Source organism: Methylovorus sp. SPW-M1 (genome assembly GCF_053848825.1).
In genome coordinates, this window is the sequence record NZ_CM132626.1 from 530,770 (window position 1) to 557,513 (window position 26,744).

A 26,744-nucleotide genomic window follows, 5' to 3' on the forward strand; every position below is an offset into this window, starting at 1 on the left:
TGCTGTTTTGAAATTACTGACTTGTCCCGTAAATGGAACCCGTCCCCTGAGTGAGTTTGTCTTCGGTGGCGAGATTCGCAACATGCCTGACCCCGCGCAGGCGAGCGATAGCGCCTGGGCTGCCTATGTGTACAACCGCAGTGGTGCCCCCGGCCTGAAAAAGGAATGGTGGTATCACAGCCCAAGCGGCACCTGGTTTGTCGCCGAGCGCAACACCCTGACCGATCAGGTGGCGCGCACCTATCTTTACGGCCAGGAGGACAAGGCATGAGCAAGCGTTTACCTCAGCGTGCCAGTGAATGGCTGAAGCGCGACAAGCCCATCAGCTTTTATTTCGAAGGCCAGAAATACCAGGCCTATGAAGGCGACACCATCAGCAGTGCCCTGTGGGCCGCCGGTGAAACCGTGCTGGGTCGCAGTTTCAAATACCACCGCCCGCGTGGCGTGTTGAGCCTGGCCAATCATGACGTCAACGTCATGCTGGCCGATGGCACCGATACCAATATGCGCGGCGATGTATTGCCGGTGCAGGATGGCATGCAGCTGACCGTGGTGAATACCGATGGCGGCGTGAAGAACGACAAGAAGCGCTTTATTGATGCGATTTCATCGATATTGCCCGTGGGCTTTTATTACAAGGCGTTCCATACGCCACGCAGCCTGTTCCCGTTCTGGGAAAACATCATCCGCAAGTCGGCAGGCCTGGGCGTGGTCAACTTCAACTACCCACGTGAACTCAAGCGCAAGCTGCATACACATTGCGATCTGCTCATCATCGGCGCTGGCCCCACCGGCCTCACTGCCGCGCTGATGGCGGCTCCGCATGGCCTCAACATCATCGTCGTGGATGAAAATGCGCAAGCGGGCGGCAGCCTGAGCTATGACCTGGGCGGCTCCGACGAGTCGGCCAAGCGTCTGGCCGACCTGCTGGCCGAGCTGGCCAAGTATCCGAATGTCACGCTACGCACCGGCGCTTATGCCGCTGGCTATTACACCGATCACCTGATTCCGATCGTGGAAACCACCGGCATTACCAAGGTGCGTGCCAAAGCCGTGATCGTGGCCAGTGGCGCCTTTGAACAGCCTCCCGTGTTCCGCAATAACGATTTGCCCGGCGTGATGCTGGCAACTGCAGCCCAGCGCCTGCTGGCCCGCTACGCCACCAAGCCATGCGAAAGCGCCGTGGTGTTTGCCGCCAACAAGCAAGGCTACCGCGCTGCCATGGATTTGCTGGATGCCGGTGTCACCGTCAAGGCGATTGTCGACCTGCGGGCTGAGGGTGAACCCTGCAGCCTGGTGGATGCCATCAAGAGCCGTGGCGTCGCCATCTACAACGGCGCCTGTGTCTATGAAGTGCTGCCTGCGGCCAACAAGTTTGGCGTCAAGGGTGCCGTGATCTGCAGTTACGACGAAGCCAGCGCCAAGCCGCTGCTGCATGACCGTTTCACCATAGCTTGCGACGGCATCATCATGAGCGCAGGCTGGGCACCCGCCGCCGCCTTGCTCTATCAGGCTGGCACCGGCATGCGCTATGAAAAATCCGCAGAGCAGTTCGTGCCTGCCAAGCTGCCTGCCGGCATGTTTGCCGCGGGCAAGGTAAATGGGATTTTTGATCTGGCGCAACGTTTGCAGGATGGTGCCCGTGCGGCATCTGAAGCGCTGACCTATCTGGGCAAGCAAGTGCCCAGCGTCACCGTGGACCGCGAGTACATCGCCAGCCCCAGTCATCCTTACCCCATGGTGGAGCATCCCAAGGGCAAGAATTTTGTCGACTTCGACGAAGACATCAGCATCAAGGATTTTGTGCATGCCGCGCAGGAAGGCTTTGACAATATCGAGCTGATGAAGCGCTTTACCACCGTCGGCATGGGCCCTAGCCAGGGCAAGCATTCCAATATGAATGCCATCCGCATTCTGGCGCGTATCCGTCAGTTGCCGGTGGAACGCATTGGCACCACCACCGCGCGTCCGTTCTTCCACCCCACGCCGATTGGTCACCTGGCCGGACGTGGCTTGCACCCGCATCGCCTGACCACGCTGCATGGCTGGCACGAAGCGCATGGCGCCGAGTTTACCGATGTCGGCGTGTGGAAACGGCCGGCCTGGTATCGCCGCGCCGGTCTGGAAAAACAGCAGGCCATTTACGAAGAAGCCCTGGCCGTGCGCAAAGCCGCCGGCATGATCGACGTCGGCACGCTGGGCAAGCTGGAAGTGCGCGGGCCCGATGCGGCTGAGTTCCTGGAGCGCTTTTACACCGGGTCTTTCAAGACGCAGAAGATTGGCCGTACCCGCTATGCCCTGTTGCTGGACGAAGCCGGTGTGATGGTCGACGACGGCATTGCCTGCCGCATCGCCGAGGATTATTTCTACATCACGGCCAGCACCACTAACGCCGCTGCCGTGTACCGTGAAATGCAGCGCTGGCTGCAGATCTGGCAACTGGATGTCGGTCTGGTGAATGTCACTGGTGCCTATGGTGGCATCAACCTGGCTGGTCCGGCTGCGCGTGGCATTTTGTCCAAACTCACCTTGCGCCCGCTGGACGATGCCAGCCTGCCATTTGGCGCGGTATGCGATACCGAGATTGCCGGGGTTCCGGCCCGCCTGATCCGCGTGGGCTTTGTGTCTGACCTCGCGTTTGAAATGCACGTACCGGCTGGCAGCGCCCAGCATGTATGGAATGCCCTGCTGGAAAACGGCGTGGCTGAGGGCTTGCGCCCGTTTGGTACCGATACCCAGCGCCTGTTGCGCCTGGAGATGGGCAATCACCTGATCGGCCAAGACACCGATGGCCTGACCCAGCCGTTTGAAGCGGGCAGCGATGGTGCGATCCAGTTTGCCAAGCCCTTCTTCATCGGCCAGCGCAGCCTGCAGATTATCGCCCGCAAGCCGCTTAACAAGCGCCTGGTGCCATTTACCCTGTCCGAAGGTTATCAGGGTGAAACTATCAACGAATGCAATCTGGTGATTGGTACTGACGGCAACATCAAGGGTCGCGTCACCAGCATCGCCTTCAGCCCCACGGTCGGCCGCTTTATCGGCTTTGCCTATGTAGACCCGGCCAATGTCGCCGAGGGCGCTGCCTTCAATATCCGCACAGATAGCGGCAGTCTGGTCATGGCCCGTGTTGCGGCCACGCCATTCGTTCAACTGCAATCGGAAGCCTGATCATGACTTTTATCCAGACCTCTCCTGTCAGCCACGCCCAGCACCATGCACATCCGGTCATGGGCAGCCTGAATGGCATGGAAATCGCCTTGGAATTTGCTACCCCGCAAATCCAGCAAGCCCAGGCAGCGCTGGCCGGTGTCGCCGAGTTCAGCGCCTTTGCCCGCTTCGCCGTCAAGGGCGCAGGCGCTGCCGAATGGCTGAGCGCGCAGGGCATCACACTGCCACCGGCAGCCAACAGCTGGCTCATGCAGGATTCCACGCTGGTGCTGCGTTTGGGCAATAGCGAGTACTTGCTGGAGGACCAGTTTGTGGCGGGGCACGCCAGCCGTCTGGCGCAAGGCCCTGCCCCGGTGGGCGCCAAGCTTTATCCGGTGGCGCGCAGCGATGCCGCTCTGGTGCTGAGTGGTCAGCATGCGCTGTCGATACTGGCCGAAGTCTGCGCGCTGGATGTGGCCGCCGAGCTGGCCAATAACCAGCGCCTGCTGATGACGCAAGTCGCCAATATTTCGGTCACCCTGCTCAGCCAGACACTGAATGGCGAAACGGTTTACCGCCTGTGGTGCGATGGCACCTACGGCCCCTATCTGTGGCATGAACTGACCGCCATGGCCCAAGAATTCGGAGGCGGTCCGGTGGGCCTCTCCTTTTATTTCAAGTAAGCATATTCAAGTTACCAAACATTGCAGCATCTACAAGGGGATCACACGATGAAGTCACTGGAAGAAGCACAGAAGTTTCTGGAAGACCACCACGTCAAATACGTGCTGGCGCAGTTTGTCGATATACATGGCGTGGCCAAGGTGAAGTCTGTGCCTGCTTCGCATCTGAACGATATCCTGACTACCGGCGCCGGCTTTGCCGGTGGCGCCATCTGGGGTACGGGTATTGCGCCTAACGGCCCTGACTACATGGCGATTGGTGAGTTGAGCACCCTGAGCCTGATCCCCTGGCAGCCGGGTTATGCCCGCCTGGTGTGCGATGGCCATGTGAATGGCAAGCCTTACGAATTTGATACCCGCGTTGTGCTGAAACAGCAGATTGCCCGCCTGGCGGAAAAAGGCTGGACGCTTTACACCGGTCTGGAGCCTGAATTTTCCCTGCTGAAAAAAGACGAGCATGGTGCGGTGCATCCGTTTGATGACAGCGACACGCTGCAAAAGCCCTGTTATGACTACAAAGGCATTACCCGTCACTCGCCCTTTCTGGAAAAGCTGACCGAATCGCTGGTGGAAGTGGGCCTGGATATTTACCAGATCGACCACGAAGATGCCAACGGCCAGTTTGAAATCAATTACACCTATGCCGACTGCCTGAAGAGCGCCGACGATTACATCATGTTCAAGATGGCGGCGAGCGAGATTGCCAATGAACTGGGCATCATCTGTTCTTTCATGCCCAAGCCGTTCAGCAATCGTCCGGGCAATGGCATGCACATGCACATGTCCATCGGCGACGGCAAAAAGAGTCTGTTCCAGGACGACAGTGACCCTAGCGGCCTTGGCCTTTCCAAGCTGGCCTACCACTTCCTCGGCGGCATTCTGGCCCACGCTCCGGCGCTGGCGGCCGTGTGCGCCCCGACCGTCAACTCATACAAACGCCTGGTGGTGGGCCGCTCGCTGTCTGGCGCCACCTGGGCACCGGCCTACATCGCCTATGGCAATAACAACCGTTCAACGCTGGTGCGTATTCCCTACGGCCGCCTGGAACTGCGTCTGCCCGATGGCAGCTGCAACCCTTACCTGGCCACCGCAGCCGTGATCGCCGCAGGTCTGGATGGCGTGGCCCGCGAGCTTGACCCCGGCACCGGTCGTGATGACAACCTCTACGACTACAGCCTGGAACAGCTGGCCGAATTCGGCATTAACATCCTGCCGCAAAACCTGGGCGAGGCGCTGGATGCGCTGGAAGCCGACCAGGTGATCATGGATGCCATGGGCCCTGGCCTCAGCAAGGAATTCGTTGAGCTGAAGCGCATGGAGTGGGTGGATTACATGCGCCATGTGTCGGATTGGGAAATCAATCGCTACGTACAGTTTTACTAGTTTGGACTTTGAGCGCGCTGCCCGGCAGCGCATGGCGGAGTTAAGCATATCCGCCACCTGATGAATGAATTTGAAAGGAGCAACATCATGTGTGGAATTGTAGGTTTGCTGGTTAAAAACCCCAGCATGCGCGCCAACATTGGCGAGCTGATGATGCCGATGCTGATCGGCATGACAGAACGTGGCCCTGACTCTGCCGGTATGGCAGTGTTTACGGCGCCTGTGGCAGGCAACGAGCTGAAGTACAGCCTGTATGCCCCGACCATGGACTTCAACTGGCAAGGCCTGGCGCATGACTTTGATGCGCACCTGGGCAGCAAGGTCAGCCTCAGCACCAAGGGCAACCACGCCATCCTGATCTCGCATCTGGAAACCCCGACCATCAAGACCTGGATCAAGGAACACTATCCACAGATTCACATGCTGTCCGTTGGCCAGTCGATTGATGTGTACAAGGATACCGGCCTGCCAGCCGATGTGGCCGCCCGTTATGACCTGCCGCATGTCAGTGGTACCCATCTGGTAGGCCACACCCGCATGGCCACCGAGTCTGCCATTACCCCGGCCCACGCCCACCCATTCACCGCTGGTCGTGACTGGTGCCTGGTGCACAACGGCTCACTGTCCAACGCCAACAGCCTGCGCCGCAAGCTGCAGCACGAAGGCATCGACTTTGAAACCGATAACGATACCGAAGCGGCTTGTCGTTTTCTGGAATGGCGCATGCGTGAAGGCGACGATCTCAAGACCGCGCTGGAGCATGGTTTTGACGAGCTGGATGGTTTCTACACCCTGCTGATGGGCACCAAGGACCAGCTGGCCCTGATCCGCGATCCGTTTGCCTGCAAACCAGCTGTGGTGGCCGAGCATGATGATTACGTGGCGATTGCCTCCGAGTTCCGCTCGCTGGCCCACTTGCCCGATGTGAAGAATGCGCACGTGTTTGAACCTTCGCCCAAGGAGATGTATGTATGGAAAGTCTAAAATTTGATCTGGCGGCAACGCCTTTGCGCGAGGTTAACCAGTACCTGCACAGCCCGGCTTCCGAATTGAACGGCAAGCATGTGGTGATTGATAACCCGAATGGCGCCCACAATATCGCCGTCGGCCTCAAGTCCGATGTGAAGGTGACGATTGATGGTCACGCTGGCTATTACGCTGCAGGCATGAACCAGTTGGCCAGCGTGGTGGTAACCGGCAGCGCCGGCACCGGTGTGGCCGAGAACATGATGTCCGGCGTGGTGCACGTCAAGGGCTTTGCTTCCAACGCAGCCGGTGCCACGGCACAAGGTGGCCTGCTGATTATTGATGGCGATGCCGGCCTGCGCTGCGGTATCTCGCTCAAGGGCGCCGATATCGTGGTCGGTGGTTCGGTTGGCAGCTTCTCCGCCTTCATGGCACAAGCCGGTAACCTGGTGGTGCTGGGCGATGCGGGCGAAGCGCTGGGCGATTCGCTGTACGAAGCCCGCCTGTTTGTGCGCGGCGAGGTCAAGAGCCTGGGTGCCGATTGCGAAGAAAAACCGATGGATGACGAAGCCCGCCAGATTCTGGTGGACCTGCTGGCCAAGTCCGGCCATGCGGATGTCAGCCCCGACAGCTTCAAGCTCTTCGGCTCCGCCCGCACGCTGTATAACTTCCATGTCGATAACGCAGGAGCTTACTAATATGAGCGATACCCCAAAAACCCCTCAGACGCAGCCACGGTTCTCCGCGACCTTCGACCCTTACACCCTGTCTGAAATCCGCCGCGCTGCTGCGACCGGTATTTACGACATTCGCGGTGCCGGTGCCAAGCGCAAGCTGCCGCATTTTGATGATCTGCTGTTCCTGGGCGCTTCGGTCAGCCGTTACCCGCTGGAAGGCTACCGTGAAAAATGCGGTACCGATGTTATACTCGGCACCCGTTTCGCCAAGAAGCCGATACACCTGAAAACGCCGGTGACGATTGCGGGCATGAGCTTCGGCGCCTTGTCCGGCCCGGCCAAAGAGGCCCTGGGCCGTGGCGCCAGCGCCGTTGGCACCAGCACCACTACCGGTGACGGTGGCATGACGCCGGAAGAGCGTGGTCAGTCTTCCATTCTGGTATATCAATACCTGCCATCGCGCTACGGCATGAACCCGGACGACCTGCGCAAGGCCGATGCGATTGAAGTCGTGATCGGGCAGGGCGCCAAGCCGGGCGGCGGCGGCATGCTGCTGGGCCAGAAAATCAGTGACCGTGTTGCCAAGATGCGCTGCCTGCCCAAGGGCGTGGACCAGCGTTCTGCCTGCCGTCACCCTGACTGGACCGGCCCGGATGATCTGGAAATCAAGATCGCTGAGCTGCGTGAAATTACCGATTGGGAAAAACCTATCTACGTGAAGGTCGGCGCGACTCGTCCCTACTTCGACGTCACCCTGGCTGTGAAAGCCGGTGCCGATGTCGTGGTGCTGGATGGCATGCAGGGCGGTACTGCCGCTACGCAGGAAGTGTTCATCGAACACGTCGGCATTCCCACACTCGCTGCCATTCGTCCCGCTGTGCAAGCCCTGCAGGATATGGGCATGCACCGCAAGGTGCAGCTGATTGTGTCCGGTGGTATCCGTAACGGTGCCGACGTGGCCAAGGCGCTGGCCCTGGGCGCTGATGCCGTAGCGATTGGTACTGCCGCGCTGGTGGCGCTGGGTGACAACGACCCACGCCTTGAAAGCGAATACCAGGCCCTGGGCACCACCGCTGGCGCGTACGACGATTGGCACGAAGGCAAGGACCCTGCAGGCATCACCACGCAAGATCCCGAGCTGATGAAGCGTCTCGACCCGGTAAAAGCAGGCCGTCGCCTCGCCAACTACCTGGCCGTGATGACCATGGAAGCTCAGGTAATCGCCCGTGCCTGCGGTAAATCGCATCTGCACAATCTGGAGCCGGAAGACCTGGTTGCATTGACCGTCGAATCCGCCGCCATGGCCAAGGTGCCGCTTGCTGGCACCAGCTGGATTCCAGGCCAGGTGCAGTACTAGTTCATCTCATCCCGGCAGCTACCGCTTGCTGCCGGGGTGGCGTGAAATCAAAAGCCCGCGCAAGCGGGCTTTTGTCATTGGGGCATTGTGAGGTCTGGCCTAGTCAAAAAAGCCGCTACCCTCGTCTTTGCGTATGGTTTTGGGCTTGCCCAGCGCCAGGGTGGCGAAGTTATGCTCCTGAAACTCGGTGACCCCTTGGGCCAGGCATTTGCCAAAGGCTTCCTTGGCTTTTTCTGGCTGGTTGGTCATCTGGTAATACTTGCCGAGGTAGAAGTAGGCCTCGGAATACTGATCTTCCCTGACACCGATATCGGTAGAGGCGGCTTTTGCAATCAGCTCGTCGGGGCTGATCTTGCCAGTCAGCATCTCGGCCACGGCGCGCGGCCAGTCATCGTCGGGCATGCTATCCAGCACGGATGTCAGCGCGGCTTTGCCTGCTGCGGGTGATCCACTGGCAATGAATTGCCAGATGGCGCTTTGCAGTTTTGCTGCGCTGTTGTCTGCCAGGCCGATGGCGATAGAGAATTTTTCGCTGGCTTCCTGCGGTTTGCCGCTCATGAGCAGGCTTTGGGCATATTGCTGATTCAGCATCCACTGGTCGCTGATGGACATGGTCGGCTCGCTGGGTGCCAGTGCCGCAAAGCGGGTGATGGCAGCCTGATATTCGCCATTGCCGAGCAGGGTCGCGGCTTCAAACAGGCGATATTCAGGATTCTCAGGATCCAGTTGCTGCGCCATGCGAATATCCTTGAGTGCCTGCGCACTATCGCCTTTGTCATCGTAGGCATTGGCGCGCAGCTTGTAGGCCTTGGCGAGATTGCTGTTGGTGAGTTTGCCCGAGGCAATGTCGCGGCTGACGACAATCAGGTTGATCTGGTCCTTTTTGCGCACGGCAGCACGGCCTGAGTTGCTGCTGCCGTACTTCTGGTCAAACCGTGCAATCACCCGTTGCAGTGCCTTTAAATCGTCCATGTCATAGGTGTTGATGGGGATGCTGTAGGTCATGCCCATTTGATCACGCAGCTTGCGGGTTTCGGCGGTGTAGTCGTTGATCCTTTGCGCGGGTACGGCTTCCTTGTTCGCTTTCAGTGAGAGCGAGAGGGAATATTTTTGTGGCGTGGTGTTCGAGCTTGCGGTCATGCTCAGAAACTCGCCAGGCTTGTTATTGTTGGTTTTGGCTGGCTGGATTTGAGGCGAGAGCGGAAACTCCAGCTCAAATGTCTGCACAACACGCATATTCTTGGCAAGGCCGAAGGGGGCGCTGCGCTGCGTGTTTTGTGGCAGCTCGGCCCAGCTGGCGACTTCGGTGGCATAAAAGGCACCGACCAGGCGGCCTGGTTCATAGCTCAGCAGGTCGGCAATATTGAGCCTGGTCGTGATGGTGACCTGGTTATTGGTCTGGTCATCGGCGTATTCCACATTGCCATCTGTGCGGGCATGGGGGTAGAGGCGCAACAGGGTATCCTGAAATGCGTGATTGAATTGCTCGGCAGGCAGCTGCTCATGCATTTGTCGCAGGCTATCCGCGGCGTTGCGTGTTGCCTTGTAGACAGACACCAGCGTGGCTTCCCCTTTGAAGCTTGGTAATTTGATGCTGTCATTGCGCTGATAGAGCGATTCGTAAGTGTCCGGCAGACGCGTGTCCTGCAGCAATTGCGGGCTGTTAAGCACCAGCACATAACCATAATCGGCAAAGCTCAGGTTCGATAGCTTGCCATATTGCGGGGGGCGGGTAGCATCCAGCCAGTAGGTCTTTCCCTCTATCACGGCCTGCACAATGGCGTGGTCGAATACCGCATGCGAGGGCAGCATTTTTTCCACATTGCGGTTCATGGACAAGGAGGCCAGGGTGGGGCGTGCCTCAATCCCCAGGGCGCGCAGCATGGTGGCAAGCAGCAGGCTCTTGTCCTTGCAGTCACCATACTTTCTGCTGAAAGTGACATCCGGCGTGGCGGGCAGATGCGAGTTTTCGCCCATTTCAATGCCGAAATAGCGTATGTCCTGCTGCACCCAGCGCAGCACTTCAACCGCAAGTTCGGCCTGCGACAGCTTGCGGTTCTGCCATTCCTGCACTTTCTGCTGCAGCTCGCTGCTCAACGGGGCGTTATAGGCAAACAAGCCGCTTGCCCATTGATTCACCTCATCCCAGCTTTTGTATTCACTGATCTCGATCAGTTGTTGCGGGAGATACCAGCCTGGGGTTTTGTCTTCCTGAACGTAAGGTTTGATGTTGGACTGGCTGATGTCGATCTGCTTGATGCCGGCCTGGCTGCTTTCCTTGGCGGTCATGCCGGGCGGAAGCCTCCATGCTATCTGGCGAGTGTCGGGATATAGCATGCGGAAACGATATTCCCTGACAGGCTTCATCTGCATCATGTAGAACAGGTCGGCGTAGTGGTTGCCAAATACCGGGTTGCTGCCAGAGACGGTGTACTCAAGCTCCACAATATCCTGCACGCGAATATCCGGCAGAATGCCGATCGCGGTGACATCGCCCTCATACATGCTTTTTTCCAGATTGCTTTCCCGGCGCAGCAGATCCAGCTTCACCTTTTTCGTCAGATCAATGGCCTTGCCATCGCGCCATACGCGAATGGCATGCAAGGCCAATTGTTCAAAGGCCGGGTTGAACTGAATATAAACCTGCGAAACCGACTCAAGCGCATTGCTGGAATAAGCCGTGGTTTGTGTGTGCACATAGCGCTGCGGCGTTTTGTTGAGCAGGGATATTTGCCGCTCCTGCAGCAAAAATTCCTGGTCGCTATCGCTAGACGCTGATTTCTGGACTGGCCGGTTTATCGTTTGAACAAAGCTGGGAAGGGGTGTGATGTCGTAGCGAAAGCTTTCTGAGACTATGGCGTTGGCGTTTGTCGTCGCTTTGTTTGCTTTGTCGTTTTTGGTGGCGGCAAGCAGCTCGGTGCCGTGAAAACTCAGGGCGCTGATCAGAAGTGCGCAGGCGAGTCGGGTGATGCTCATTATGGTGATTTCCCCAGTTTCAGTCAGTAAGAGGGCACAGCCGCATGGCCATGCCCATGATGTTGTTTTCTATTTTTATTTTTCCAGGAAGCCAAGCGCGGTGGAGCCGTGCTTTTCAATCTTGTTGCCCACTATATTACCGGTGCCTTGCTCCTCCAGCCAGATGGCAGAGTAGTCCTCTCCCAGCACCCCTTTTACCACGTAAACCTTGTTGGCTTGCGGTGTGAATTCTACATCGCCCTTGATCTCGTACACCGTATTGGTGAGTGCCAGAATCGGCGCCGCGTAATGCGTTCTGCCCAGTAGCTGTACGCTGACTTTTTGCGTGGGCACTTCCTGATCCACCAGGTAAGGCGTCATTGTCAGCCCTCGGCCCTGATTCAGCTGCAGGGTTTTCTGCAGGCTGTTATTGGTTGCGGCCTGTTGAATTCTGGAGACGACAAAGAAGTCCGCTTTGCTGCTGCTGTAGGTTTGCACGGAGTCTTTGATCACCGCCGTGGAAAAATCATAATCGGCTGGAAAAGGCTTGCTCAGGGTAAGGGTGACGCTGCCTGACGGGGCATGCGGCAGCGCATGCTCAATGCCATTGTCTGTCATCGTGCCAAGCACCGGTTCGGGGTTTTCATCGGTATACATCACGACGAAGGATGTAGACGCGGGAATCGGGACGCTGGCATGGAAATAGCCGCCTTTCCAGAAGTCACTCTCCCGGGTCAGCCGGTATTTTCCAAGCTCGCCGACAATCTGTTTCTGCGCATCCAGAAACAGAAAACGCGGGACAAACACACTCGCAGATGGAATGTAACTGCTGGTGAGATAGGTGCTGATTTCCAGCTTGTGCGGGTTTTTTACATCTGGCACGGTCAGCCCGGCGGCAAAGCTTTTACCACTGGGGAAGAGATAGGCTTGCTGCTCGTTCATCTTGATACTCAACGGGACTTCCGATGCCAGGGGCCGGTAGTCGAGTTGATCGAGCGAGGTCGCCATCGATTGGCGATTGTTGAGCTCCTGCTTGAGTTCGCCAACAGAAACGCAACCGGCCAAGGCCAGTAAAAGCAGGCCGCAAAGTAAACGGAAGAATGTGTGCATGTTTTTTCAGCACCGGGCGCAAACCTGGCACTACCCCCTTAAAGTTTGATGACGTGACTGGTGATGGATGAATTTATTTTATGTGCTGCGACAACCGGAAGCGCCTATGTATACCACGCGGCAATATTCAGAATATGACCGGCCGATTAAAAGCATAAAAATCATGTGAACCTGGCAGCTTTTCACGTTTCTAATGCTATGCAGTTTGTACGGTACTTACAAGGAGGGATAAACATGAAAATCGATATCTACCAGAGCGCCAGCAGCAGTCAGAAGTATCTTTCCGTATTGTCGGGCGCGGATGTATCAAAAATTGCCGTGGATGACCCGGATTACGCCAAGCTGATCCGGCAGAAGACGGGTGTGGAGATCGGTGAGGATTCACTGGCGGCCGATGCCATCCGGGATATAGACCAGCAGGGCTACCATCTTCACAAGGTACGGTTCGCCATCAACTAAGCCTTCGCTACTCTCAGGATAAAAAATGCATCTTCCCCGGATGCATTTTTTATCGATAAATATTCCGATGTAGCCTTATTCAAGCCTGCTGCGGCACGATTCGTGCATGCTTTCGGTGTATCATTCACCTACTGTTTTTGAAATCGAAATTCGTCATGAAGCCCGTTGCCGTTGTCCAGTTTACCGCCAATGATACGCCCGCCTTTTTTGCGCATTATCTGAATCGCATGGGGATCCCATGGCGCCGCATTTCCGTGCATGCAGGCGATGCCTTGCCCCAGCCCATCACCGAATATAGTGGGCTGGTGATGATGGGCGGCCCCATGAGCGTGAATGATCCCTTGCCGTGGATACCGACCTTGCTGGAGATTATTCAGGATGCCGTGGCGCAGGATATCCCTGTGCTGGGGCATTGTCTGGGCGGACAGTTGCTGTCGCGCGCCATGGGCGGGCAGATCACCGATAACCATTGCGCGGAGATCGGCTGGCACACGGTGCAGGCGGCAGATGCACAGCTGGCGGAGGAATGGTTGGGGGGCGTGCGCGAATTCACGACCTTTGAATGGCATTACCAGACCTTCAGCATGCCGCCCAATGCCAAGCCCTTGCTCGGCAATGCCCAGTGCTGCAACCAGGCATTTGTCATGGGCAAACACATTGGTTTTCAGTGCCATATTGAAATGACGGTGGACCTGGTCAATACCTGGTGCACCACCAGCGCGCACGAGATCGAAGCCGCCTTGCACCAGCCCAGCGTGCAACCGCCGCAAGCCATCATGGAGGCCGCGCCCGATCAGGTGGCGGCGCTCAATCAGGTGGCGAGTGCGGTATACAGTCGCTGGATCACCGGGCTCAAGCACTAACTCGCGCAATAGCGCTGCAACTTCGCGCCGCAACCTGCGTCGTATCCAACATCATGCGTCACATATCGGCGGGCCTGCTTGAAGGCGGGCCCGCTTTCTTTTTTTAATCCATCTCAAGGAGCAGGGTATGAGTGATCCGATTGTTATGCGGGTAGGTGAAGCGTTGGTAGCAGGTGGCCCTCCAGGCACGGCAGCCGAGCCGGAAGTTGCCATTGGCGAAATGAGCGGGCCTATGGGCGTGGCGTTTGCCAATCTGCTGGGAGACCAGGTCAAGGGGCACACCCGGGTGCTGGCGATTCTGAATACCGATGTGATGGTACGCCCGGCGACATTGATGGTGAGCAAGGTGACGGTGGATAACTCCCGTTACACCAATATTCTGATGGGGACTGTGCAGGCGGCGATTGCCAATGGCGTGCTGGATGCCGTGCGCAATGGCGATATCCCCAAGGACAAGGTGAACGACATCGGCATTATTGTCTCGGTGTGGCTGCACCCCAGCGTGGCGGACAAGGATGACCTTGATCACAAGGTGCTGTTTGAACTGCACCGCAAGGCGACAGCCCAGGCCATCCATAAAGCGATGAGCAATGAACCCAGCATCGACTGGCTGCTGGAAAACCAGGAAAAGATCGTGCACAAGTACTACCAGATGGGCCTGGACGGCAAAATCTAGCGTTCGGTTTCCCCTCATTGGACACATGCAGGAGGCCGCTTCGGCCTCTTGTGCGTGTTTACTCGCCAGAAGCGCTGGCTATAATGCAGCTTGAATAATCCTCCATTGCAGAAAGGCGCTTCCATGAAAAGCTACCGCAAAGAACTCTGGTTCAACCCTCCCACCCGCGTTGCCTTTATCAATATCACCCCGCAAATCCGCGAGTGTCTGCGCGAGAGCGGCGTGCGCGAGGGCTTTGCCCTGGTGAATGCCATGCATATCACCGCCAGTGTGTTTATCAATGACGATGAATCCGGCCTGCACCACGATTACAAAGAGTGGCTGGAACGTCTGGCACCGCACGAGCCTATCCGCAATTACCGCCATAACGATACCGGCGAAGACAATGCCGATGCCCACATGAAGCGTCAGGTGATGGGGCGCGAAGTGGTGGTGGCGATTACCGAAGGCCAACTGGATTTTGGCCCGTGGGAACAGATTTTCTACGGCGAGTTTGATGGCCGCCGCAAAAAACGCGTGCTGGTCAAGATCATCGGCGAGTAAAGGCTATGTTACGTATCCTCTGCCTGCTGCTCATTGCGCTACTGGCTGGCTGTACCGGACGCCAGCTCTACGATAGCGCGCAAGCCACCCGCCAGGCAGAGTGCCGCCTGTTCACCGATCCGATTCAATGGCAGAACTGCATGGATGCGGCCAATCGCAGCTATGACAGCTACCGCATGGAAATGCCCAAGAAGGAAGCTCCCTGATGGCGCAACGTGTCCTCATCCTGTTTTCGCATCCCTACGCCGAGGCCTCGCGGGTGAACCGGGCCTTGTTGAATGCCGTGCTCGATTTGCCGGATGTCACCGTGCATGATCTGTATGAGCACTATCCGGAGCAGATGATTGATGTTGAGCATGAGCAGGCGCTAGTGGCGGAGCATGATGTGCTGGTGTTTCAGCATCCGCTGTTCTGGTATTCATGCCCGGCGCTGATGAAGAGCTGGCTGGATACGGTGCTGACCTTTGGCTGGGCCTATGGCGATGATGGCGATGCCCTGCGCGGCAAGCCCTGGGTGCATGCCATCACCAGTGGTGGCGCTGCCAATGTGTATCAGCGCATGGCGTACAACCAGTTTTCCATTGCCGAATTGCTGCGTCCTTTTGAGCAGACCGCCACTTTGTGTGGCATGCCATATTTGCAGCCTTTTTTAACGCAGGACGTGAATCAGCTCGATGAAATTGCGCTGCAAAAACGTGCCGCGCAATATGCAGCCTGGGTGCAGGCGCTGGTCGATGGTGACTTGCCGCCGGTAGTGCATACCGCGCATGCGCCACAAGTTGATTTCCTGGAAGGAGTATAAGCATGGCGGAAGCACATACCCCGGCCTTGCTCCTTCAAGGCGCTGTCTATCTGGGGGCCGCCGTGCTGGCCGTGCCCTTGTCCAAACGCCTGGGGCTGGGCTCCGTGCTGGGCTATCTCATCGCCGGTATTCTCATTGGCCCGTGGGGGCTGGGGCTGATTGCCGAGACTGAAACCGTGCTGCATTTTTCCGAATTCGGCGTGGTGATGATGCTGTTTCTCATCGGGCTGGAAATCGAGCTGGATAAACTGCTGGAGTTACGCATGCCGATTTTTGGCATGGGCGGCTTGCAGGTGTTGCTGACCATAGGCCTGGTGGTGGCGCTTGGACTCTTTCTGCATCTGGATTGGCGTCTGGCGCTGGTGGCGGGCATGGGCGTGGCGATGTCATCCACCGCGATCGCCATGCAGGTGCTGGCGGAACAGGGCGTGCTGGCCCAGCCCTCTGGCCGGTCGGCGTTTGCGGTCTTGCTGTTTCAGGATCTGGCGGTGATTCCGCTGATGATTCTGCTGCTGGTGATTGCGCCTGGCACCGAAACCGCTAGCGGTTTTCATATGGATTGGTTCGCCATTACCAAGGCGATTGCGCTGGTGGTGGTGCTCATTGTCGGCGGCAAATACCTGCTGCGGCCTATCCTGCGCTATATCGCCAATACCGGCTTGCGCGAGATTTTTATCGCCTTTGCCCTGTTCCTGATCATCGGCGTCTCCATCCTCATGACCTCGGTTGGCTTGTCCATGGGCTTGGGGGCTTTTATCGCTGGCGTGCTGCTGGCGGATTCTGAATACAGGCAGGAGCTTGAGTTGGATATCGAGCCATTCAAGGGCCTGCTGCTGGGGCTGTTTTTTATCGCGGTCGGCATGTCGGTCAACCTGCCCTTGATCATGCAGCAGCCCTGGCTGGTGCTCGGCCTGGGCCTGGGGTTTGTCATGCTCAAGTTGGTGTTGTTGTTTGGCCTGGCGCGCGCATTTGGCCACAAGTCGCAAGATGCGCTGCTGTTTGCGCTGACCTTGTCGCAGGTGGGCGAGTTTGCCTTTGTGATTTTCAATGCCGCTGCCGATGCGCGGATTTTTACCGACAATACAGCCAGCCTGCTGAATTCCGTGGTGGCGATTTCCATGCTGACCACGCCGCTATTCATGCTGGCGCATGGTGTTTACCTGCGCAAGCGGCTTAACCGCAAATCTTCCAGCCACGATGCATTTGAAGAGCAACGCGCGGTCATCGTGGCCGGCTTCGGGCGCGTGGGACAGGTGGTCACGCGTTTGCTGAGTAGTGTGGGCCAGCCGCCCACCGTGATTGATTTTGACCCGAACCAGATTGATCTGATGCGGCAGTTTGGGCACAAGGCGTATTACGGTGATATCACCCGGCCCGATGTCTTGCGGGCGGCGGGCATTGCCAAGGCCAAGCTGCTGATATTGGCGATTGATAATGCCGAGGATGCGCTGGAGACGGCGCGCTACGTACGCAAACACTATCCGCAGGTGACGATACTGGCGCGTGCCCGCAACCGCAGCTACGCCTTTGAGTACATGGACCTGGAAGTGGATTTTGTGCGGGAGACGTTTGCCGGAGCCCTGCAGCTGGGCGAAAAGGTGCTGACCGAGCTAGGCTACAGCCGCTTTCATGCCTACCGCACCGCCTGGCGTTTCCGTCAGCACGATGAAAAGCTGATGTGGGCGAGCCATCCGATACGCAATGACATGCAGCAAATGGTGGTCAACAGCCTGCGCATGCGCAACGACCTTACTCGTATCCTGACGGAAGAGCAGGGGGGAGACGACAAGCGTGAGCGCATCAACCAGGGCTGGGAACAACTCGGGCGTACCGAGGCAGACCGCAGCTGAGTTTGATCTCAGCCGCTTAGCCCTAGTGGTGCTCTGCCCGGGCGCTGGCTTAGCTCTGGATGTAGCTTTCCAGCTGCTGAATCAGGAATTGCTGATATTCGATGGTCGCCTTGACCAGATCGCCAATTGACAGCACGCCCACCACCTGACCATGCTCAATCACCGGCAAGTGGCGTATGCGTTTGCCTGACATCAGGTTCATGCATTCATCCACGGTCTGGTCTGGCGATACCGTAATCACCTGGTGCGACATGATGTCGGAGACCGGCGTGGTTTTGGAGGTCTTGCCCTTGAGCACCACTTCCCGCGCATAATCCCGCTCGGAAAAAATACCTACCAGTGCCTGTCCGCGCATCACGAGCAGAGCACCCACGCGATATTCGGCCATGATCTTGAGGGCGTCGTAAACCAGGCTATCGGGGCCGACGGATAAGATGGTATTACCTTTTTCTTCCAGCAACTGCCGTACTGTTTTCATACATCCTCCTCGAACGTTTTTAAGGCTTATTAAACTGCCTGTTCTTTTTTTTGGCCCGCGCTTGATGCACGCAAGGGCTTGTTTCGAAATTTGAATATACACCTATCAGCTGCGTAGTTGAACCTAAAATCCCATCATGTGCTTGACATGGTTAGCCAGCTAACTATAATGAACCTAATCATGTTGCAACTACGCGATCTCCCTACCCCTGAAGTGCTGGAGAAATTTGCCCAGCGCTATCCCGAGGCTGATGTCTCGGCGATTTCGTCTTTCCTGCATTTGTTGCGGGTCGCCACCGACCTGTCCATTGCGCTCGATACCTGCCTCAGTCGGCATGGTTTGCTGCAAGGGCGCTGGTGGGTACTGATTCTGCTGATGCGCGAAGAAACCCTGACATCAACGCCCTCAGTGCTGGCGCAAAAAGCGGGCGTTTCACGCGCCACCATGACCGGCCTGATTGATGGCCTGGAGCGCGATGGCCTGGTGGAGCGCATCTACGCCGGTGAAGACCGTCGCAACATCAGCGTGCGGCTCACCCCTGCAGGCCAAGCCAAGCTGGACCAGGTGATGCCGGATTACTACAGCCGACTCAAGCAATGCATGGCAGGCCTGGATGAGGCCGGGCGCAAGCATCTGCATGAGATGCTGCACCTGATCGTGGCGGGCGTTCCCGCCATGGTCCAGGCCTGACTACTCACTTTATCCAATTCGATTCGTTACTAACCCAAGGAGCAATACCATGCAAACCAATGACGCATTAAAGGCGCAATTCACCACATCGAACCAGGCGTGGGATTCGGCTTTCAACAGCCAGCAGCCCGCGCTGGTAGCTTCTTTTTACGACGATGAAGCCAGTCTTTTGCCATCCGGCGCTGCCCAGGTGACGGGCGGCAAGGCCATTCTGGAGTTCTGGCGTGACCTGATCGGCCAAGGCGTTGTTGACCACAAGCTGGAACTGCTGGAAGTGGGCGCGGATGAAACGCTGGCTTTTCAACGTGGCCGCTGGAGCGCTGCCGCCGTGAATGCCGCGGGTGAACGTCAGGAGTTCAGCGGCAATGTGCATCTGCTGTATCGCCGCCAGGCCGATGGCAGCTGGAAGCTGTATACCCACACCTGGAATTGATACTGCCAAGATGAATACCTCCGCCAGCGCCACGGTGCGCGCCTTCCTGGCCCTGCTTCTGCTCGCTGTACTGTGGGGGTATAACTGGGTGGTTATGAAACATGCCTTGCAATATGCGGGTGCCTTCCAGTTTGGCGCGCTCCGCACATTTCTGGGCGCGCTCTGTCTGCTGATCCTGTTGCCGATCTTGCGGCGGCCGATCCGTCCACGGCAAATCCCCACCTTGCTGTTGCTGGGCGTGTTGCAAACCTGCGGATTTACCGGCCTTATCATCTGGGCACTGGTGGAAGGCGGCGCGGGCAAGACGGCCGTGCTGACGTACACCATGCCATTCTGGGTGATGATCCTGGCCTGGCCTTTGCTCGGCGAGAAAATCCGCGGTACTCAGTGGTTGGCGGTGGCTTGTTCCATCATGGGGCTGCTCTTCATTCTGGACCCATTGCATCTGGGCGCTGACCTGTTCAGCATGGCGCTGGCGGTGCTCGGTGGTGTGTTCTGGGCCTTGTCGGTAATTGTCGCCAAGAAGCTGCATCAGCGTTCGCCCGAGCTTGATTTGCTTTCACTCACGGCCTGGCAGATGTTTTTCGGCTCGCTGCCATTGGTGGCGGTGGCCTTGATCGTTCCTGCGGGCCCTATTCAATGGACGCCCCAGTTCATTGGTGCCGTGGCCTTCAATGCCATACTCTGTAATGCCCTGGCATGGATGCTGTGGCTGTATGCCTTGCAGCGTCTGCCTGCCGGTATTGCCAGCATGACGTCGATGCTGGCGCCGGTGATCGGCGTATTGGCTGCCTGGTGGCAATTGGGTGAACGCCCCACGCCGGGGGAATCGATCGGCATGCTGCTGATTGGCGCTGCGCTCGTCATTATTTCGCTGCGCAGCATGCGCAGTCGCGAAGCCATAGACCCCGCCATGGGGCAGGATTAGCCTCACCTTTCTTCCCGTTTTATCGTGGATTGCTTGCTCGAGCGACTGCCAGCAGCAGGCCCGGCTATGGTAAAATCCGGCGAATTTAAAGGGTTAGAGGATTTAGTCATGGCAGGTCATTCCAAATGGGCCAATATTCAGCATCGCAAGGGCCGTCAGGATGCCAAGCGCGGCAAGATTTTTACCAAGCTGATCAAGGAAATTACCGTGTCGGCCCGTCTGGGCGGCGGTGATGTCAACTTCAACCCGCGCCTGCGTGCCGCGGTGGCGGAAGCCAAAGAAGAAAACATGCCAGCAGAAAACATCACCCGCGCCATCAAGCGTGGTACGGGTGAGCTGGAAGGCGTGAGTTACGAAGAAATCCGCTATGAAGGCTATGGCATTGGCGGCGCCGCCATCATCATCGACTGCATGACGGATAACAAGCAGCGTGCGGTGGCTGATGTGCGGCATGCCCTGTCCAAAAATGGTGGCAACCTGGGCACTGACGGCTGTGTAGCCTTCATGTTCAAGCATTGCGGTACGCTGGTTTTTGAGCCAGGCACCAGTGAAGAGCAGGTAATGGAAGCCGCGCTGGAAGCTGGCGCAGAAGACGTGATTACCGATGACGATGGCAGTATTGAAGTGATTACGCCGCCAGCCGATTTCACCGCGGTGAAGGAAGCGCTGGAGGCAGCAGGCCTCAAGGCGGTGCTGGCCGAAGTCACCATGAAGCCGCTCAATGAAACCGTGTTTACCGGCGACGATGCCGCCAAAATGCAGAAGCTGCTTGATGCGCTGGAAGATCTGGACGATGTGCAGGACGTGTACACCACGGCGGTAATCGAAGAGTGACGCCGTTATTGGCGACAGGACGCAGCTGATGCGCATTCTTGGTATTGATCCAGGCTTGCGCTTGACCGGTTTTGGCGTTATTGAAAAAACCGGTGAAAAGCTGAGTTATGTCGCCAGCGGTACGATCAAGACCACGCAGGGCAAGGGCGCCGAGATTGAAGATCTGCCCTCGCGCCTGAAAATCATACTGGATGGCCTGGCCGAGGTGATCGACACCTATGCCCCGGAGCAGGTGGCGATTGAAAAAGTATTCGTCAACGTGAACCCGCAATCCACGTTGTTGCTGGGGCAGGCACGAGGTGCGGCCATTTGCGCGGCGGTGATCCAGAACCTGCCGGTGGCGGAATATACCGCGCTGCAGGTCAAGCAGTCGGTGGTGGGCAATGGCCACGCCGCCAAGGAGCAGGTGCAGGAAATGGTGAAGCGTCTGCTGAAGCTGCCTGGTGTGCCCAAGCCGGATTCCGCCGACGCTCTGGCCTGTGCCATCTGCCACGCGCATGGCGGTCAGGGATTGGGGTTGCTGGCAACTGCCGGGTTCCGCGTACGGGGCGGACGGTTGGTGTGAGTCATGTTTTATTTCTGGCACGGCATTTAAAATTTAATCGTGTTGCAGCGGCAACACCTGTGGGAGTTTGTTCATGATTAGCCGAATCAGCGGAGTCCTGATCGAAAAGGCACCGCCGCAAGTGGTGATTGATTGCCATGGCGTCGGCTATGAATGCGAGGTGCCCATGAGCACCTTTTACAATCTGCCTGCCCTGGGCGAAAAAGTAGTGCTGCTGACGCAATTCATCGTGCGTGAGGATGCGCAGCTGCTGTATGGTTTTGGCACTGACCGCGAGCGGCAGACATTCCGCCAGTTGCTGAAGGTGAATGGCATAGGTGCCAAGTCAGCCTTGTCGATACTGAGTGGCTTGTCGGTGGATGACCTGGCGCAAGCAGTGGCCTTGCAGGAAACCGCGCTGCTGACCCGCGTGCCTGGCATAGGCAAGAAGACGGCCGAACGCTTGCTGTTGGAGCTGAAAGACAAGTTCAGCGTAGATGGTCTGACCGCGCCCGCAGGCCAGGCAAAATCGGCCAGTGGTGATGTGCTCAACGCCTTGCTCGCCTTGGGGTACAATGAGCGGGAAGCCATGGCAGCCGTCAAGCAATTGCCAGCCGATGTCGTGGTGGCCGACGGTATCCGTCTGGCACTCAAATCCCTTTCCAAATCCTGATAAAGACCGCCTGACAGGCCCATGATAGAAACCGACAGACTGATCGCCGCCGAGCCGCTGGGCCGGGAGGAAGAAGCGCTGGAGCGTGCCCTGCGCCCCAAGGTGCTGGACGAGTATGTCGGTCAGGAAAAAGCCCGCGGTCAACTCGAAATCTTCATCAATGCTGCGCGTGGCCGCAGCGAAGCTCTTGATCACGTTCTGCTGTTTGGTCCGCCCGGCCTGGGCAAGACCACGCTGGCGCACATCATTGCCCGCGAAATGGGAGTGAACATGCGTCAGACCTCCGGTCCGGTGCTGGAGCGCGCAGGCGATCTGGCCGCCTTGCTGACCAATCTTGAGCCCAACGATGTGCTGTTCATCGATGAGATTCATCGCTTGTCGCCGGTGGTGGAAGAGATTCTTTACCCCGCCATGGAAGACTATCGCCTGGACATCATGATAGGCGAAGGCCCGGCCGCGCGTTCAGTGCGGCTTGATCTGCCGCCGTTTACGCTGGTGGGCGCCACCACGCGCGCCGGCATGCTCACCAATCCGCTGCGCGATCGCTTCGGGATTGTGTCGCGGCTGGAGTTTTATACCTCGGAAGAGTTGGCGCGCATCGTACATCGCTCTGCTACCTTGCTGGATGTCAGCATGCAGGAGGCGGGTGCGCTGGAAATTGCCAAACGCTCCCGCGGTACGCCGCGTATTGCCAACCGCTTGCTGCGCCGTGTGCGCGATTACGCGCAGGTCAAGGCCGATGGCATCGTGACATCGGCGATTGCCGATGCGGCATTGCAAATGTTGGATGTCGACAAACTGGGCTTTGATGTCATGGACCGCAAACTGTTGCTTGCCGTGCTGGAGAAATTCGGCGGTGGTCCGGTTGGTCTGGATAATCTGGCGGCGGCCATCGGCGAGGAGCGCGACACGATAGAAGATGTGCTGGAGCCGTATTTGATACAGCAGGGTTACCTGATGCGCACGCCGCGTGGCCGTATTGCTACCCAGCAGGCGTACCAGCATTTTGGATTGCCTGCCCCGGCCAGCATGCAAAATGGAAGCTTATGGCAGGAATGAGTGAGAACATGCCCACGGATCAGTTTGCATGGCCGATCCGGGTTTATTATGAAGATAGCGATGCTGGTGGCATTGTCTATCACAGCCAGTATCTCAACTTCATGGAGCGCGCCCGCACCGAGTGGTTGCGCAGTCTCGGCTTTGAGCAGACGGAACTAACCGCGCAGTTTGGCATCATCTTTGTTGTGCGTAACATTCAGATCAAATTTAAAAAGCCCGCCCGTTTCAATGACGCCATCGTGGTGCATAGCCAGATTGCCAGCATGGGCCGCAGCCGCATGGTGTTTGAGCAAAAAATTTTCCGTGACGGGCAAGTTCTTACCGAAGCCGATGTCGAAGTGGTCTGCATCGATGCAGTCAACTACACGCCGGTGACGATTCCAGCCCCCATCCAACAGTCAATGAAAAAAATGGAGCAGTAATGAACCTCAGCGAGGATATGTCCCTATATACCCTGATTGCCGGCGCCAGCGTGCCGGTGCAGATTGTCATGGCCATCTTGCTTCTCACTTCCCTGGTGTCATGGTGGTACATCTTTATCAAGGTGTTCAGCATTCGCAGTGCCGAGCGTGATGCGCTGGCATTTGAAGAAGAATTCTGGCGCGGTGGTGATCTCAACAAGCTGTACGACAGCGTGAATGCTGGCCGTCGGCGTGCGCAGGGCATGGCTAGCATCTTTGAGGCCGGGTTCAAGGAGTATGCCAAGTTGAAACGCCAGGGCGGCTTGGAAATCAGCGATGTGACGCAAAGTGCACAGCGTGCCATGCGTGCGTCCTACAACCGCGAGATGGATGATCTGGACTCGCATTTGCCCTTTCTGGCATCCGTTGGTTCAGTCAGCCCTTATATCGGTCTGTTTGGTACGGTGTGGGGCATCATGAATGCATTCCGTGGCCTATCCAATATGGCGCAGGCAACCTTGTCCCATGTAGCGCCGGGGATTGCCGAAGCGCTGGTGGCAACGGCGATTGGCCTGTTTGCCGCCATTCCTGCCGTCATCGCCTATAACCGGTTTGCTTCTGCGGTGGACCGGCTGGCCGTGCGCTATGAAAGCTTCATGGAAGAGTTCACCAACATCCTGCAGCGCAACAAGTAAGGGGGCATCATGGCGAGAACCCGTAAACGGCGGATGATGAACCAGATCAACGTCGTTCCCTATATCGACGTGACGCTGGTGCTGCTGGTGATCTTCATGGTCACCGCACCGATGACCAATCCTGGGGTGGTGGAACTGCCGCAGGTGGGTCAGACGCTGAAGCAAACCGCGGCGCCACTCGTGATTACCGTCAAGGCCAATGATCAGGTTGAAATTGAAGGCAAGGCGCTGGAGCGCGATCAGCTGCTGTTTGAAGTGCGCACCATGCTGGAAAAAACGCCAGAGCGTGCCATCGTGATCGCCGCCGATAAAAATGTGAAATACGACCAGGTGGTCAGCCTGATGGATGGCCTCAAGCAATACAAGGTTGGGCTGCTGCTCAAACCCGCAAAATAGGTTGGCATGATACGCAAGCGTGAAAATTCATTTGCCATACGTGCTGGTGCCCTGTCGGTGCTGGTGCATGGCCTGTTGTTGATGTTGCTGCTGTTTTCCTTTCACTGGAAAACCGTGCAACCCATGAGCGTGGCTCAGGTGGAGCTATGGGAAGCGATCCCCGCTGAAAAAGCGGTGCAGCCACCCAAGCCTGAACCGACGCCAGAGCCACCCAAGCCCGAGCCAAAGCCTGAACCCAAGCCAGAGCCTAAACCGGATCCCGCACCTGAGCCACAGCCCAAGGCCGAGATTCAGGTGAAAAAGGAACCGGTCAAACCCAAGGAAGAAAAGCCGGTAAAACCGAAAGAAGAGCCCAAGCCTGAGCCTAAAAAGAAGGACGAAAAGCCTAAAGAGGACATGCTGAAAAAACTGCAGCAGGCCATGCTGGAAGAGGACGCGAAGGCGACACAGGCCGCCGCTCCCAAGACGGGTCCGGCAGCGTCTGCTTCGCCCAAGGTCGATCCTGGCGAGGTGGCTAAATATATCGGCCTGATCACGAACAAGATCCGCCGCAATGTGAATTCGCAATTGTGCGGTAGTGGCAAGCCTGAGTTGACGTTTAACCTGAATCTGATGCCGACGGGTGAGCTGATTGGTGCGCCACGGCTGGTAAAAGGCAGCGGCATTCCTGCCTGCGACGATGCGGTAGAACGGGCGATTTTGCAGTCTCAGCCCTTGCCATTGCCGACGCAGCCCGACCTGCTTGCACAGTTTCGTAACCTGGAACTCAAGTTCAGGCCGAACGAATAGCATAAGTTTGCTAGAATGACAGAGTTTGCATAAGGGAACTTTGCAAAACATATTTACCCTAATTACCCATGAACAAACTACGCCTACTACTTAGCTTTTTCCTCCTGGCCTTGCCGCTTGCCGGTAAAGCCGCATTGACAATCGAAATCGTTGGCGGCGCTGCACAGCAAATCCCGATTGCTGTCGTGCCTTTTGCCAAGACGCCGGGAGCGCAGGACGATATTGCCACGGTGGTGGGCGCTGACCTGCGCCGCAGCGGCCTGTTCCGTGTGCTGGAAACGCGTGGTGTGGTGAATCAGCCGCACGATCTGCCTGAGGTGAAATATCCGGAATGGGCGGCGATTCAAGCGCAGGCGCTGACCATAGGCTCTGTGGAAACCCTGCCGGGCGGTCGCCTGAAAGTGTCTTTCCGCCTGCTGGATGTGTTGAAACAGAATCAGCTCGCCGGTCTTGAATTCAACATTGCGGCTTCGCAGCAGCGTGCCACAGCCCACAAGATTGCCGACATCATCTATGAAAAGCTGACTGGTGAACCGGGTGTCTTCTCCACGCGCATTGCCTACATTACCAAGACCGCAGGGCGTTACGCCTTGCAGGTGGCGGATGCCGATGGTTTCAACCCGCAGACCGTCATGTCTTCGAATGAGCCTGTGATTTCGCCACGCTGGTCTCCCGATGGCACGAAACTGGCTTACGTTTCGTACGAGAAAAAGAAACCCATCGTGTTTGTGCAGTCATTGGTGACAGGTCAACGTAATGTGGTTGCAAACTTCAAGGGCAACAATAGCGCCCCGGCATGGTCGCCTGATGGCAATCGCCTGGCGATTGTGCTGACGCACAGCGCCAACTCGCAGGTGTATGTGATCAATGCCGATGGCACCGGATTGAAGCAGCTGACCTACACCACATCCATTGATACGGAACCCGTGTGGACACCTGATGGCTCGGCGATTTACTTTACCTCCAACCGTGGTGGTGGCCCGCAGATCTACCGCATGGCCAGCACCGGTGGCGACGCCAAGCGTGTGACATTCGATGGCAATTACAACGTAAGCCCGCGCATCTCGCCTGACGGCAAGACGCTGGCATACATCAAGCAGGATAACGGCAAGTTCCGCGTAGCGGTGCAGGATGTTGCCAGCGGACAAGTGCAGGTGTTGAGCGATACTGCGCAGGATGAATCGCCCAGCTTTGCGCCCAATGGCCGCATGATTTTGTATGCGACCAGCATTAGCGGACGCGGTGCATTGGCTGCCGTGTCTGCAGATGGTCGCGTCAAGCAGCGTCTGAGCGAAACCGGCGGCGATGTGCGTGAGCCCGCCTGGGGACCCGCAGCGAATTAGCCGTTTTGTG

The 26,744-nt window shown here is 57.4% G+C and carries 29 protein-coding genes; 26 read left to right on the forward strand and 3 right to left on the reverse strand.

Going from position 1 to position 26,744, the window contains the following annotated elements:
* Positions 1-7: 7 nt before the first annotated feature.
* From ACWWD9_RS02405 to ACWWD9_RS02435, 7 genes are all read left to right on the forward strand, one after another.
* The gene (locus ACWWD9_RS02405) at positions 8-271 is read left to right on the forward strand and encodes a sarcosine oxidase subunit delta (RefSeq protein ID WP_013443135.1); all 264 of its coding nucleotides are present in this window, start codon (positions 8-10) and stop codon (positions 269-271) included.
* A complete protein-coding gene (locus ACWWD9_RS02410) occupies positions 268-3,168 on the forward strand; it encodes a 2Fe-2S iron-sulfur cluster-binding protein (RefSeq protein WP_455867616.1) in 2,901 nt (966 codons plus the stop codon). The genes ACWWD9_RS02405 and ACWWD9_RS02410 overlap by 4 nt, the downstream gene beginning before the upstream one ends.
* A 2-nt stretch (positions 3,169-3,170) precedes the next feature.
* A complete protein-coding gene (locus tag ACWWD9_RS02415; protein ID WP_455867617.1) occupies positions 3,171-3,830 on the forward strand; it encodes a sarcosine oxidase subunit gamma in 660 nt (219 codons plus the stop codon).
* A gap of 48 nt (positions 3,831-3,878) precedes the next feature.
* Positions 3,879-5,213 (forward strand): type III glutamate--ammonia ligase, encoded by a 1,335-nt coding sequence (gene glnT / locus ACWWD9_RS02420; RefSeq protein WP_013443132.1) that lies wholly within the window; start codon positions 3,879-3,881, stop codon positions 5,211-5,213.
* 87 nt (positions 5,214-5,300) lie between these two features.
* Positions 5,301-6,197: a class II glutamine amidotransferase gene (locus ACWWD9_RS02425; protein ID WP_013443131.1), complete on the forward strand. Its 897-nt coding sequence runs from the start codon at positions 5,301-5,303 to the stop codon at positions 6,195-6,197.
* Positions 6,185-6,877 carry a GltB/FmdC/FwdC-like GXGXG domain-containing protein gene (locus ACWWD9_RS02430; protein WP_013443130.1) on the forward strand — a complete coding sequence of 231 codons (693 nt, stop codon included), beginning with the start codon at positions 6,185-6,187 and terminating at the stop codon, positions 6,875-6,877. Before ACWWD9_RS02425 ends, ACWWD9_RS02430 begins: the two co-directional genes overlap by 13 nt.
* 1 nt (position 6,878) lies before the next feature.
* Positions 6,879-8,213 carry an FMN-binding glutamate synthase family protein gene (locus tag ACWWD9_RS02435; protein ID WP_455867618.1) on the forward strand — a complete coding sequence of 445 codons (1,335 nt, stop codon included), beginning with the start codon at positions 6,879-6,881 and terminating at the stop codon, positions 8,211-8,213.
* Between the two features lie 99 nt (positions 8,214-8,312).
* Here ACWWD9_RS02435 and ACWWD9_RS02440 read toward each other — a convergent pair whose 3' ends face one another.
* A complete protein-coding gene (locus ACWWD9_RS02440) occupies positions 8,313-11,189 on the reverse strand; it encodes a DUF3857 domain-containing protein (RefSeq protein ID WP_455867619.1) in 2,877 nt (958 codons plus the stop codon).
* Positions 11,190-11,264: 75 nt separating this feature from the next.
* Positions 11,265-12,278: a hypothetical protein gene (locus tag ACWWD9_RS02445; RefSeq protein WP_455867620.1), complete on the reverse strand. Its 1,014-nt coding sequence runs from the start codon at positions 12,276-12,278 to the stop codon at positions 11,265-11,267.
* Positions 12,279-12,512: 234 nt separating this feature from the next.
* Here ACWWD9_RS02445 and ACWWD9_RS02450 point away from each other — a divergent pair, with 234 nt between their 5' ends.
* From ACWWD9_RS02450 to ACWWD9_RS02480, 7 genes are all read left to right on the forward strand, one after another.
* Positions 12,513-12,737, forward strand: coding sequence for a hypothetical protein (locus tag ACWWD9_RS02450; RefSeq protein WP_013443123.1), 225 nt, complete (start codon positions 12,513-12,515; stop codon positions 12,735-12,737).
* A gap of 155 nt (positions 12,738-12,892) precedes the next feature.
* Positions 12,893-13,600, forward strand: coding sequence for a type 1 glutamine amidotransferase (locus ACWWD9_RS02455; protein ID WP_015830930.1), 708 nt, complete (start codon positions 12,893-12,895; stop codon positions 13,598-13,600).
* Between the two features lie 127 nt (positions 13,601-13,727).
* A complete protein-coding gene (gene fae, locus ACWWD9_RS02460) occupies positions 13,728-14,276 on the forward strand; it encodes a formaldehyde-activating enzyme (RefSeq protein WP_013443121.1) in 549 nt (182 codons plus the stop codon).
* Positions 14,277-14,399: 123 nt separating this feature from the next.
* A complete protein-coding gene (locus ACWWD9_RS02465; RefSeq protein WP_013443120.1) occupies positions 14,400-14,819 on the forward strand; it encodes a secondary thiamine-phosphate synthase enzyme YjbQ in 420 nt (139 codons plus the stop codon).
* 5 nt (positions 14,820-14,824) lie between these two features.
* Complete coding sequence (locus ACWWD9_RS02470) at positions 14,825-15,025, forward strand: hypothetical protein (RefSeq protein WP_015830929.1); 201 nt, start codon at positions 14,825-14,827, stop codon at positions 15,023-15,025.
* Entirely contained in the window at positions 15,025-15,621 is a 597-nt protein-coding gene (locus tag ACWWD9_RS02475; RefSeq protein ID WP_455867621.1) for an NAD(P)H-dependent oxidoreductase, read from the forward strand. The genes ACWWD9_RS02470 and ACWWD9_RS02475 overlap by 1 nt, the downstream gene beginning before the upstream one ends.
* Positions 15,622-15,623: 2 nt before the next feature.
* On the forward strand, positions 15,624-17,471 hold the full coding sequence (locus ACWWD9_RS02480) for a monovalent cation:proton antiporter-2 (CPA2) family protein (RefSeq protein WP_455867622.1): 1,848 nt from the start codon (positions 15,624-15,626) through the stop codon (positions 17,469-17,471).
* A 49-nt stretch (positions 17,472-17,520) separates the two neighbouring features.
* Here the strand turns inward: ACWWD9_RS02480 and ACWWD9_RS02485 are convergent, their stop codons facing one another.
* Positions 17,521-17,949: a CBS domain-containing protein gene (locus tag ACWWD9_RS02485; protein WP_013443116.1), complete on the reverse strand. Its 429-nt coding sequence runs from the start codon at positions 17,947-17,949 to the stop codon at positions 17,521-17,523.
* Between the two features lie 180 nt (positions 17,950-18,129).
* Here ACWWD9_RS02485 and ACWWD9_RS02490 point away from each other — a divergent pair, with 180 nt between their 5' ends.
* From ACWWD9_RS02490 to tolB, 12 genes are all read left to right on the forward strand, one after another.
* A complete protein-coding gene (locus ACWWD9_RS02490; protein WP_013443115.1) occupies positions 18,130-18,639 on the forward strand; it encodes a MarR family winged helix-turn-helix transcriptional regulator in 510 nt (169 codons plus the stop codon).
* A 49-nt stretch (positions 18,640-18,688) separates the two neighbouring features.
* Positions 18,689-19,072, forward strand: a complete 384-nt coding sequence (locus tag ACWWD9_RS02495) for a YybH family protein (RefSeq protein WP_013443114.1) — start codon at positions 18,689-18,691, stop codon at positions 19,070-19,072.
* A gap of 10 nt (positions 19,073-19,082) precedes the next feature.
* On the forward strand, positions 19,083-20,000 hold the full coding sequence (locus ACWWD9_RS02500; RefSeq protein WP_013443113.1) for a DMT family transporter: 918 nt from the start codon (positions 19,083-19,085) through the stop codon (positions 19,998-20,000).
* Between the two features lie 108 nt (positions 20,001-20,108).
* Entirely contained in the window at positions 20,109-20,834 is a 726-nt protein-coding gene (locus ACWWD9_RS02505) for a YebC/PmpR family DNA-binding transcriptional regulator (RefSeq protein ID WP_455867623.1), read from the forward strand.
* A gap of 28 nt (positions 20,835-20,862) precedes the next feature.
* Positions 20,863-21,399, forward strand: coding sequence for a crossover junction endodeoxyribonuclease RuvC (gene ruvC, locus ACWWD9_RS02510; RefSeq protein ID WP_455867624.1), 537 nt, complete (start codon positions 20,863-20,865; stop codon positions 21,397-21,399).
* Positions 21,400-21,472: 73 nt separating this feature from the next.
* Positions 21,473-22,051: a Holliday junction branch migration protein RuvA gene (gene ruvA / locus ACWWD9_RS02515; RefSeq protein WP_159355021.1), complete on the forward strand. Its 579-nt coding sequence runs from the start codon at positions 21,473-21,475 to the stop codon at positions 22,049-22,051.
* A 21-nt stretch (positions 22,052-22,072) separates the two neighbouring features.
* Positions 22,073-23,110, forward strand: a complete 1,038-nt coding sequence (ruvB, locus tag ACWWD9_RS02520) for a Holliday junction branch migration DNA helicase RuvB (RefSeq protein ID WP_013443108.1) — start codon at positions 22,073-22,075, stop codon at positions 23,108-23,110.
* A gap of 8 nt (positions 23,111-23,118) precedes the next feature.
* Complete coding sequence (gene ybgC / locus ACWWD9_RS02525; RefSeq protein WP_013443107.1) at positions 23,119-23,532, forward strand: tol-pal system-associated acyl-CoA thioesterase; 414 nt, start codon at positions 23,119-23,121, stop codon at positions 23,530-23,532.
* Positions 23,532-24,206 carry a protein TolQ gene (tolQ, locus tag ACWWD9_RS02530; RefSeq protein ID WP_013443106.1) on the forward strand — a complete coding sequence of 225 codons (675 nt, stop codon included), beginning with the start codon at positions 23,532-23,534 and terminating at the stop codon, positions 24,204-24,206. The genes ybgC and tolQ overlap by 1 nt, the downstream gene beginning before the upstream one ends.
* 9 nt (positions 24,207-24,215) lie before the next feature.
* Entirely contained in the window at positions 24,216-24,602 is a 387-nt protein-coding gene (locus ACWWD9_RS02535) for a biopolymer transporter ExbD (RefSeq protein ID WP_015830922.1), read from the forward strand.
* A 6-nt stretch (positions 24,603-24,608) separates the two neighbouring features.
* On the forward strand, positions 24,609-25,391 hold the full coding sequence (locus ACWWD9_RS02540) for an energy transducer TonB (protein WP_455867625.1): 783 nt from the start codon (positions 24,609-24,611) through the stop codon (positions 25,389-25,391).
* Positions 25,392-25,459: 68 nt separating this feature from the next.
* Positions 25,460-26,734 carry a Tol-Pal system beta propeller repeat protein TolB gene (tolB, locus tag ACWWD9_RS02545; protein ID WP_041362382.1) on the forward strand — a complete coding sequence of 425 codons (1,275 nt, stop codon included), beginning with the start codon at positions 25,460-25,462 and terminating at the stop codon, positions 26,732-26,734.
* Positions 26,735-26,744: the final 10 nt, after the last annotated feature.